Raw genomic sequence first — 9,599 nt, 5'->3', positions numbered from 1 at the left:
CGGGCGGTCGTCGGGGCCCGGGCCGGACCGGCGGCCCGCGTGGGGCCGGTTGGGGCGCGTGCCGCCGGCCGGGCGGCGTCCGGGGTCGCCGCCGCCGGGCCGGGCTTCTTCCGGGAGGTCCCCGGAGGACGGGTCGGGGAGCCGGTTCATACCGCGCCTCCCGGGTCCGTGGCCGGCGCGGGGTCCGCGGTGGGGACCGGCGTCGGGGCCGTGCGGGCGGTGGCGAGCAGCTGCAGGCCGAGGCGGATCCGGCGGCGGGCCTCCTCCTCGGTGACGCCGAGGTCGGCGGCGGCCCGCCGGTAGTCCCGCCGGTGGTGGTAGGCGAGGGTGAGCGCGGCCCGCAGCGAGGCGGGCATGGCGGTCACGATGTAGTCGGCGCGGGCGGCGACGGCCGCCTCGCGGACCCTGGCCTCCAGTTCCTCGACGGCTCCGACGGCCTCGGGGTCCTCCGGGTCGGCGCCCCTGCGCCGCAGTTCCGCCGTCCCGGCCGCGTGCAGCCGCCGCACCGCGACGGTGCGGGTCAGCTCGGAGAGCCAGGTCCGCATCGGGCCCTGCCGGTGGTCGTAGGCGGAGGGGTTCTCCCAGACCTGTCCGAAGACCTCGCGGGTCACCGCGTCGGCGGCCCGCTCGTCCTCGAGGACCCGGTTGGCCAGGCCGTGGACGAGTGAGGCGTACCGGTCGTAGAGCTCGCCGAGGGCCGCGGCCTCTCCGCGTTCCAGTCGCTGCTGCAGCTTCCGCTCCGCGCGGACCGGTCCGTCCGTGGTGACCGCCACCGTCCCTCCCCTCCCGTCGCCCCCGCGTCCCGTTCGCTTCCGTCCCGCCTCCCGCGGAACGCCCCTCCTGCCGAATGTAGTCGGCACCCCGTGCCGCGCACGGCTCTTTACGGCAAACGCGCGCCACGGGAGCGGTCCCACGTGGTAAGGGTCGCGCGGCCGGAGACCCGGCGGCAGGAGGTGTGCGCCTTGTCCCCCGACACTGCGCACAACCGACCGATGCATGGGAACTTCTGATCGAATGAGCCCGGATGTGGCCGGTCGATGTCTGGTTTTCCCGGTGGGGCCCTGGGTTTCATGGAGGCGTGGCGGGGGCAGGGGCGCTGCCACGAGACCGCCTCCGGCGAGTTAGGGGCATGATGTGGCGTTCACGGTGACCGGCACCGGGCACGGCGAATGGGTCGTGCTCCGGGTGTGCGGCGAGATGGACCTGGTGACCTCGCCGGAACTGCGCCGACGGGTGCACGACGCGGTGGCGGCCGGGCACCGCAGTGTGGTCGTCGATCTCTCGGACGTCTTCTTCTGCGACTCCAGCGGCGTCGGCGTGCTGATCGCCACCCGGCGGCTGCTGCGGTCCTGCGGCGGCAGGCTGCGGCTGGTGCTCCCGGCCGCGGGCGCGGAGGACGGCTCGCACGTCAACCGGGTACTGGGCGCGCTCGGGGTGCGGCGGCTCTTCGAGGTCTTCCCGGACGCCGAGGCGGCGCTGGACGACGACGTCCGCCCGATGTCGGCCTAGGCCGGTGCCGGTGCCGGACCGGCGCCGGTGCCGGACCGGCGCCGGTCGGAGCGCGCCGCAGGATGGTGCCGGGGACGACGGGGCAACACGCCCGGCGTGCGGACCAGTTGACCGCGGTCCCGTGACCGGTGTTCACCCGTGCGTGGTCACGAAGCGCACGTCACGCACCGTGGCCGCCGTGCGGTCACGGAGAGTTGACGCGGAGGCGCGGGCGCCGGGTCCGCCGCCCGCCCGGGGTTCGCCCGCCCTCGGGTACCTTGGGTGAAATGCCAGAGTTGCCAGGGCCCAACGGCCCTAGTGCGAGGGTGTCCCGCGGGGCGGCGGTCGTCGCACAGTATGCCGCACGGGTACTCCTTCGCGCTGGAATATGCCCGAAGCGCTTGTTGGGGTGACTCAGTGTCAACCATGCTGTGCAACAAGGGAGTCACAGTCCGTGACTCCGTGTCGTGTCCGCCGGTTCGGATGGTGTGAGCGGTGCAGGTGCTTCAAGTGCAGTTGGAGATCCGGCCCGACCCCGCGGAAGTGGGGAGAGCCCGGAGATGGGCCCGGTCGCGGCTCGCGGGGTCCGGGATGGACGCGGACGAGTCGCTGGCCGAGACGGTGATCCTGCTCGTGTCCGAGCTGGTGACCAACGCGGTGGTGCACACGGGGTGTCCCGCGGTGCTGCGGCTGGTGCTGCCGGCCGAGGACGCGGGTGAGGCCCCGGTCGGCGCGATGCCGCCGGTCCGCCTGGAGGTCGCCGACGCGGACTGCCGGGCGCCGGTGCCGCGGTGCTCGGAGGAGGACGAGACGGGCGGCCGCGGGCTGGCCCTGGTGGACGGCCTCGCCGACCGGTGGGGCTGGACGCGGGAGGGCGCCGGCAAGCGGATCTGGTGCGAGCTGGACCGCGGGGCGCAGGTCGCGGTGGGCGTGACGACGGCCGCCGTCGCCTACGGCACGGGGATCGCCGCGTGCGGAGGACTGGCCTACGAGGCCGTCTGAGCCCCTCCCCTCCCGCAGGTGCAGGCACTCCCCGCTCCTGCTCCCCCGCCTCTGCTCCCCCCGCTCCGGTCGTGCACGCCGCCGTCGGCGTCGCCGCCCGTGCGGCGGTCCACGCCCGGTCCACGGGTCCACGGCGCGCCGTGCCCGCGCGCTCCCGCCCCGGCCGCCGTCCGGGTCGGCCGCACCCGGAACCGCCACCCGCGCGGGCTTCCCGAGCCGGCGACGTCGCCGGGTCCGTGACGCGGGCCGCCCGTGGCCGCCGCGGGGATCCGGCCGGTGGCCGCTCCGCCCGGCGGGCGGGGACCGAGGTCACCCACGGGGTGTGGACCGAAGTCGCCCACAGGGTGTGGACGAAGGTCAGCGCGCCTCGCGGAAGGCGCGGCGGTAGGCCGTGGGGGAGACGCCCAGTACGGCCCGCGCGTGCTGCCGCAGCGACTGCGCGCTGCCGAACCCCGCGTCGCGGGCGATCCGCTCCACCGACAGCCCGGTGGTCTCCAGCAGGTGCCGCGCCCGCTCCACCCGCTGCCGGGTGAGCCATTCCCCGGGACTCAGGCCGGTCTCCTCGCGGAACCTCCGCGTGAAGGTCCGCACCGACAGCGCCTCCTGCTCCGCCAGGTCCCGCAGCAGCAGCGGCTCGTGCAGCCGCTCCAGCGCCCAGGCCCGCGCCCGCGCCGTCCCCGCCGCCCGCGGTTCCGGCACCGGCCGCCGCACGTACTGGGCCTGCCCTCCGTCCCGGTGCGGCGGCACCACCGTCACCCGTGCGACCTCCGCGGCCACCGCCGCCCCGTGGTCGCGCCGCACCAGGTGCAGGCAGAGGTCGATCCCCGCCGCCACCCCCGCGGAGGTCAGCACGTCGCCGTCGTCGACGAAGAGCACGTCGGGGTCGACCCGCACCTCGGGGAAGAGCCGCTGGAAGTGCTCGGCGTGCGCCCAGTGGGTGGTGGCCGGCCGTCCGTCGAGGACGCCCGCCGCGCCCAGCACGTAGCCGCCGGTGCAGATCGACACCAGCCGGGTCCCAGGCCGGATGCGGGCGAACGCCGCCGCGAGTTCCCCGGTCAGCACGCCCTTCTCGTGGACCACGCTCCGCTCGTGCGTCGCCGGCACCACCACGGTGTCGGCACGGGCCAGCGCCTCCGGGCCGTGCTCCACCCGGACCGCGAAGTCGGCGTCGGTCCGCACCTCGCCCGGCGGGCCCGCCGAGCAGGTCGTCACCTCGTACAGGCGCCGCCCGTCCGCGCCGCGCGCCCGGCCGAAGACGCGGTGCGGTATGCCCAGCTCGAAGGGGATCAGCCCGTCCATGACCAGCACCGCGACCCGGTGCCGCCGCCCCGGCCGCCGGTCCGGCTCCGCCCGTTCCGCCTCGTCCGCGCGCTCCGCCGCCATGTCCGGAGGATAGCCGTGGCCCGATCCTGTCGAACAGCGTCCCTCCGGCCACTCGTCCCGCGGTGCCGGAGGGCGGATGCTGTCCCGGTGACACAGACGCGCCCCGCCTCGCCCGCCCCCGCCCCGGCAACCGCCGCCCCGCCCGCGCCCGGTACCGGCGACCGCCCCGGACCGCGGCCGCGGACCGGGCGGCGGATGCCGCACCGCGCCTGGCTGGTGGTGGCCGTGGCCTTCGTGACCATCATCGGCGCCGCGGCCTTCCGCACCCTGCCGGGGCTGGTGACCGACCCGCTGATCGACGACTTCGGCTGGTCGCGCGGCACCATCGGCGCGGCCGTCTCCGTCAACCTGGTGCTCAACGGGCTGATCGCGCCGTTCTCCGCCACGCTGATGGACCGTTTCGGCATCCGCCGGGTGGTGACCGGCGCGCTCACCCTGATAGCCGTGGGCGTCGGCGCGGGCGTCCTGATGCGCGAGGCCTGGCAGCTCCTGCTGCTGTGGGGCGTGCTGGTGGGCCTGGGCACCGGCGCGCTGGCCACCGGGTTCGCCGCCACCGTCACCATCCGGTGGTTCGCCGAGCGCCGCGGCCTGGTCTCCGGGGTCCTCACCGCGGCGGCCGCCTCGGGGCAGCTCGTGTTCCTGCCGCTGCTGTCCTGGCTGGTCGTCGGCCACGGCTGGCGTCCGGCCGCCGTCACGGTGGCGCTGGCCGCGCTCGCCGTGGTGCCGTTCGCCTGGCTGCTGATGCGCGACCACCCCTCCGACGTGGGCCTTCCGCCCTACGGCGCCCAGGAGGTGACGCCGCCGCCCGCCCCGGCCCCGGGGGTGGCCCGGCGCGCGCTGACCGTACTGGCCCGGGCGGCGCGCAGCGGCCCCTTCTGGCTGCTCGCCGGCTCCTTCGCCATCTGCGGGGCCTCCACCAACGGGCTCGTGCAGACCCACTTCGTGCCCGCCGCCCACGACCACCACATGCCGGTCACCGCGGCGGCCTCGCTGCTGGCCGTCATCGGCGTCTTCGACGTGGTCGGCACGATCGCCTCCGGCTGGCTCACCGACCGCTTCGACTCCCGGCGGCTGCTCGCCGTGTACTACGCGCTGCGCGGCCTGTCGCTGCTCTTCCTGCCGATGCTGCTGGCGCCCGCGGTCCACCCCCCGATGATCTTCTTCATCGTCTTCTACGGGCTGGACTGGGTGGCGACCGTGCCCCCGACGATCGCCCTGTGCCGGGAGCACTTCGGAGAGGACGGGCCGGTCGTCTTCGGCTGGGTCCTCGCCTCCCACCAGGCGGGCGCGGCCGCCGTCGCCTTCCTGGGCGGCCTGGCCCGCGACGTCTTCGGCACCTACGACGTCGTCTGGTACGCCTCCGGCGCCCTGTGCGCGGGAGCGGCCCTGATGGTCCTGGTCATCCGCCGCCGCGCGACGCCCCTCCCGGGGCGGGCCGCGCCGCTCGCCGGGTAGGGCGGCCGGTACGGCCCCGCGCCGCCCGCGCGGGCGGGCCCTACGCCGCCGCGCGGGCGATCGCCCTCGCCAGACGCTCGGCGTCCCGGGCCAGTTCGCGCAGGGTGCCGCTGATCGGGGTCGTGAAGCCGGTGAAGAAGAGGCCGGGCGCGTTCCGCGGGGAGCGGGGGCCGTGGACGGTGGGCAGGCCCCGGTCGTCGAGGACGCCGAGGTGGCCCACCAGGCCCTCCAGGCCGCGGACGTAGCCGGTGGCCGCGACGACCGCCTCGGGGGTGATCCGGGAGCCGTCGGCCAGCAGGACCTCCGCGCCGTCGAAGCCGTCCACCGCGGCGACCACCTCCACCCGGCCCCGGCGCACCGCGTCGACCAGGCCGGCGTCCTGCACCGGGATCGCCCCTTCGCGCACCCGCGAGTACAGGCCGGTGTCCGGCCGCGGCAGCCCGTGCGCCGACAGGTCGGGCAGGCTCACCCGGGCCATGGCGCGGGCCAGCCGGTCCACCAGCCGCACCGGCAGCCGGCGGACCAGGATCGCGGTGTTCTGGGCCGGCCACCCCGCCGTGGAGCGGCGCACGATGTGCGGCACCGTCCGCACCGCGAGCCGGACCCGCGCCGCGCCGTTCTCCACCAGGTCGACGGCGAGCTCCGCCCCGGTGTTGCCGACGCCCACGACCAGCACGTCGCGCCCGGCGAAGGCGGCGCCGGAGCGGTAGGCGCAGGCGTGCAGCAGCTCGCCCGTGAAGCCGTCGAGCCCCGGCCAGTCGGGGACGCGCGGGGTGTGGTTGTAGCCGGTGGCCACCACCACCGCGCTGCCGGTGAGCCGGCGCCCGCCGGTCGCGTGCAGCACCCAGGAGCCGTCGGAGCCGTCGGAGCCGTCGGAGCCCGATGGGCCGGCGGCTCGCTCCAGCCGGGACACCTCGACGCCGGTGACGACCTCCAGCCCGTGGTGCTCGGCGTACCCCTCCAGGTAGCGCACCATGTCGTCGCGGGCCGGCCACCGGCCGAAGGAGCGCGGCATCGGCAGGCCGGGCAGCGAGGACCGCTTGCGGGTGGTGTGCAGGCGCAGCCGGTCGTAGTGGCGGCGCCAGGAGTCACCCACCCGGGGCGACCTCTCCAGCACCACGGCGCGGATCCCGCGCGCCCGCAGGGCCTGCGCCGCGGCCAGTCCCCCGGGCCCGCCGCCGACGACGTACACGGGGTGCCGGGCGTGGGGCCGGGAGTCCTGAGGAACGGGCTTTTCGAGCATGATGCCGAGATTTTATTCGGGAAATCACTTGATGGGTCTCGGTCAAGACCGGAATTGATTCCGAATCGGTCACGCTCAAGGGTGAATTGTGGACGGCGGGAGGAGCCCTGGGGAGGCGGGTGACGGAAATCGGCCGGAACGCGGCACCGGCCCCGCGGCGGTCCGGATGACAGGACGCGGACCCGGGGGAAACCCGCGGGGGACCCGCCGGGGAAACCGGTCGGGAGCGCCCCGCCCGTTACTTGCCCGGCCTCTTTCCGGTGACGCCGAGGTGGACCAGCTGCGCCAGGCTCGGGCGGAGCTCGGCGGCCTTGTAGCCCCAGCCCGTGTGGCCGCCCTTCTGGTGCGAGGCCGCCGCGGAGAGCATGGCGATCAGCGCGGCGGACGTCGCGGCGGGGTTCACGTCCTGGTCGACCTTCCCCTTGGAGCGCAGTCCGCCGACGGCCTCCGTCAGCCCCTTGTGGAGGGTGCCCAGGATGCGCAGCCGGAGCTTGGAGAACCGTTTGTCCCCTTCGGCGGCGGCCAGGTCGACGACCCGCAGGATCGCGTCGTTGGCCCGCCAGAAGTCCATGAACCCGTCCACCAGCTCCTGGGCCGTCTGCCAGCCGGCGCGCCCCGTCCAGGACCGGCCCTCCAGCAGGCCGCCCAGGCCCGCGCCGCCCGCGGCCAGGTCCTCGGCGATCTCCAGGACGGCGCTCTCGACGTCCGGGAAGTACTGGTAGAAGGTCGCCGGGGAGGTGCCGGCCCTACGGGCGACGTCGATCACCTTCACGTCGCGGTAGGGGGCGGAACCGAGCATTTCTCCGAGGCAGTCCAGCAGTTTCTGCCGCGTCGCCTGCCCTCGCCGACCAGCCACGCGGCCGTCGACCGTGCGTACGTGTCCTGTCATGTCGTCAGCTTATCGACGGGGGATTCGCGCGCTATTCGGCAGACTGCAAATGGGGTGCGGGTGCACCACGCGCCCGTTCCCGTGCCGCTAACTTGGCGCCATGGCCGAAAATGGGGCATCCGTGAATACGGAGGGCGGCGATGCCGCCGAGGGCGTTCCCTGCTGGGTGGACGCCTCGCTTCCCGACGTGGAGGCGGGCAAGCGTTTCTACGGGGAACTGTTCGGGTGGAGTTTCGACGCGGTCGGACCGCGGGGGGTGGAAGGGGGACCTCCCGGCGCGGCGTGGGCGCACCGGGAGGGCGACCCGGTGGCCGCCCTGCTGCCCAAACGGGACGGGCGGATGCCGACGGTGTGGACGGTGTACCTGGCCACCCCGGACGCGACGGCCCTGGCCCGGCGGATCGCCGCCGGGGGCGGACAGGTGATCGCCGAGCCCGCGCCGATGGGCAGGCTCGGGCGGCAGGCGCTGGCGATGGGTCCGGAGGGCGCGGTCTTCGGCCTCTGGGAGCCGGCCCTGCACGACGGCTTCGGCGGGCGGCGCCCGGCCCTCGGAGGGTTCGCCCGGGCGGTGCTCCACACCCGCGACCCGGAGGCCGCCCGGCCGTTCTGGGACGGGCTGTTCGGCGGGTCCCGGACCGGCATCGCCCCCCTGGAGGGCGTTTTTCCGGAAGTCATGCCGTCGCACTTTCTGGTGCACTTCTCGGTGAACGACCTGGAGGGCGCGCTCGGCGCCGTGTACCGCCTGGGCGGGCGGGTACAGGCACAGCCGTTCCGGACCGACCGGGGTGCGGTCGCCGTGGTGACGGACAATCAGAACGCCTCGTTCGCCCTGCTGGAGGGCTGACGGACCGCCGGAGGCCGGGGCTCCCGGGGTCCGCGGCGGGCCGCGGGGGTCCGCACCCCGGCCGTCGCGCGCGGTACCCGGGGGGCGGGCGGCGCCCGGTTCGCCCCCGGGTTCGCGCGGTGGCGCTCGGGCAGGGAAGAATCGGGGTGCGTGCCGCCACGGCGGTGCGGTGGTGAGACGCTGCACGGGGTCGCGTACACATGAGGGCGACGCGGCTCTCACGGGGAGGTGGCAGGCAAGTGGTGGATCAGCTGACACAGACCGATCCGCGCCGGATCGGTCCGTTCGAGGTGCTCGGGCGGCTGGGAGCCGGAGGCATGGGCCTGGTCTATCTCGCGCGTTCCGCCTCCGGGCGGCGCGTGGCGATCAAGACCGTCCGGACGGAGCTCGCCGAGGACCAGCTGTTCCGCGTCCGCTTCACGCGTGAGGTGGAGGCGGCGCGCGCCGTCTCCGGCTTCTACACGGCCGCCGTGGTCGACGCCGACCCGCGCGCCGCGGTGCCGTGGCTGGCCACCGCCTACGTGCCCGCGCCGTCGCTCGAGGAGATCGTGAACGAGTGCGGCCCGCTGCCCGTGCAGGCGGTCCGCTGGCTGGCCGCCGGCGTCGCCGAGGCGCTGCAGTCGATCCACGGCGCGGGCCTGGTCCACCGCGACCTCAAGCCCTCCAACGTCCTGGTGGTCGAGGACGGCCCGCGGGTCATCGACTTCGGCATCGCCTCCGGCGTCTCCTCCACCCGGCTGACCATGACCAACGTGGCGGTCGGCACGCCCGCCTACATGTCCCCGGAGCAGGCCAAGGACTCCCGGAGCGTCACCGGGGCCAGCGACGTCTTCTCCCTGGGCTCCACCCTGGTCTTCGCCGCCACCGGGCATCCGCCGTTCCACGGCGCCAACCCGGTGGAGACGGTCTTCATGCTGCTGCGCGAGGAGCCCGACCTGGAGGGGCTGCCGGACGAGCTGCGGCCGTTGATCGACGCCTGCATGAAGATGGACGCCCCCACCCGACCCAGCCCGGCCGACCTCCAGGCCCAGCTCGCCCCGCACCTGTTCGGGGCGGGCTCCGACGACAGCGGCACCGCCTCCGCGTGGCTGCCTGAGCGGGCCGTCCACCTCATCGAGCAGCGCCGCAACGGCGGCCGCACCATCATGGGCCCCGCCCCGGTGCCGCCGCGTCCTCCGCACGACCCGCCGCCCCCGCCCCTGCCGCCGGTGCCGCCGCAGCACGCCCCCGGGCCCGCGCACGGGCACGCCCCCGGGCCCGCGCACGGGACGGGGCACGGGCCCGCGCACGGGCCC

Annotated in this window: 9 protein-coding genes; 5 read left to right on the top strand and 4 right to left on the bottom strand. The window is 75.7% G+C overall.

Going from position 1 to position 9,599, the window contains the following annotated elements; genetic code table 11:
- Positions 1 to 146: 146 nt before the first annotated feature.
- The gene (locus tag A2U95_RS21580) at positions 147 to 773 is read right to left on the bottom strand and encodes a sigma factor (protein WP_240957523.1); all 627 of its coding nucleotides are present in this window, start codon (positions 771 to 773) and stop codon (positions 147 to 149) included.
- Positions 774 to 1,134: 361 nt separating this feature from the next.
- Between A2U95_RS21580 and A2U95_RS21575 the strand changes: the two genes are divergently transcribed.
- Together A2U95_RS21575 and A2U95_RS21570 are read left to right on the top strand one after the other, a co-directional pair.
- Positions 1,135 to 1,509 (top strand): STAS domain-containing protein, encoded by a 375-nt coding sequence (locus A2U95_RS21575; protein WP_166025821.1) that lies wholly within the window; start codon positions 1,135 to 1,137, stop codon positions 1,507 to 1,509.
- Positions 1,510 to 1,998: 489 nt separating this feature from the next.
- On the top strand, positions 1,999 to 2,490 hold the full coding sequence (locus A2U95_RS21570; protein ID WP_166025825.1) for an ATP-binding protein: 492 nt from the start codon (positions 1,999 to 2,001) through the stop codon (positions 2,488 to 2,490).
- Between the two features lie 357 nt (positions 2,491 to 2,847).
- Here A2U95_RS21570 and A2U95_RS21565 read toward each other — a convergent pair whose 3' ends face one another.
- The gene (locus A2U95_RS21565; RefSeq protein ID WP_166025819.1) at positions 2,848 to 3,873 is read right to left on the bottom strand and encodes a GlxA family transcriptional regulator; all 1,026 of its coding nucleotides are present in this window, start codon (positions 3,871 to 3,873) and stop codon (positions 2,848 to 2,850) included.
- Between the two features lie 87 nt (positions 3,874 to 3,960).
- Between A2U95_RS21565 and A2U95_RS21560 the strand changes: the two genes are divergently transcribed.
- Positions 3,961 to 5,328, top strand: coding sequence for an MFS transporter (locus A2U95_RS21560; RefSeq protein ID WP_166025817.1), 1,368 nt, complete (start codon positions 3,961 to 3,963; stop codon positions 5,326 to 5,328).
- Between the two features lie 40 nt (positions 5,329 to 5,368).
- On the opposite strand, the gene A2U95_RS21555 is transcribed toward A2U95_RS21560, so the two are convergent.
- Positions 5,369 to 6,571, bottom strand: coding sequence for a flavin-containing monooxygenase (locus A2U95_RS21555; RefSeq protein WP_166025815.1), 1,203 nt, complete (start codon positions 6,569 to 6,571; stop codon positions 5,369 to 5,371).
- 238 nt (positions 6,572 to 6,809) lie between these two features.
- Positions 6,810 to 7,460: a TetR family transcriptional regulator gene (locus A2U95_RS21550; RefSeq protein WP_166025813.1), complete on the bottom strand. Its 651-nt coding sequence runs from the start codon at positions 7,458 to 7,460 to the stop codon at positions 6,810 to 6,812.
- 121 nt (positions 7,461 to 7,581) lie between these two features.
- Between A2U95_RS21550 and kbpA the strand changes: the two genes are divergently transcribed.
- Positions 7,582 to 8,304 (top strand): AfsK-binding protein KbpA, encoded by a 723-nt coding sequence (gene kbpA / locus A2U95_RS21545; RefSeq protein ID WP_338104479.1) that lies wholly within the window; start codon positions 7,582 to 7,584, stop codon positions 8,302 to 8,304.
- Positions 8,305 to 8,543: 239 nt separating this feature from the next.
- A partial coding sequence (locus tag A2U95_RS21540) for a serine/threonine-protein kinase (protein WP_240957521.1) occupies positions 8,544 to 9,599 on the top strand: 1,056 nt, incomplete at its 3' end.

This window comes from Streptomyces chilikensis, assembly GCF_001642695.1.
GTDB lineage: Bacteria > Actinomycetota > Actinomycetes > Streptomycetales > Streptomycetaceae > Streptomyces > Streptomyces chilikensis.
This window is presented reverse-complemented; position numbering and strand designations above follow the sequence as displayed.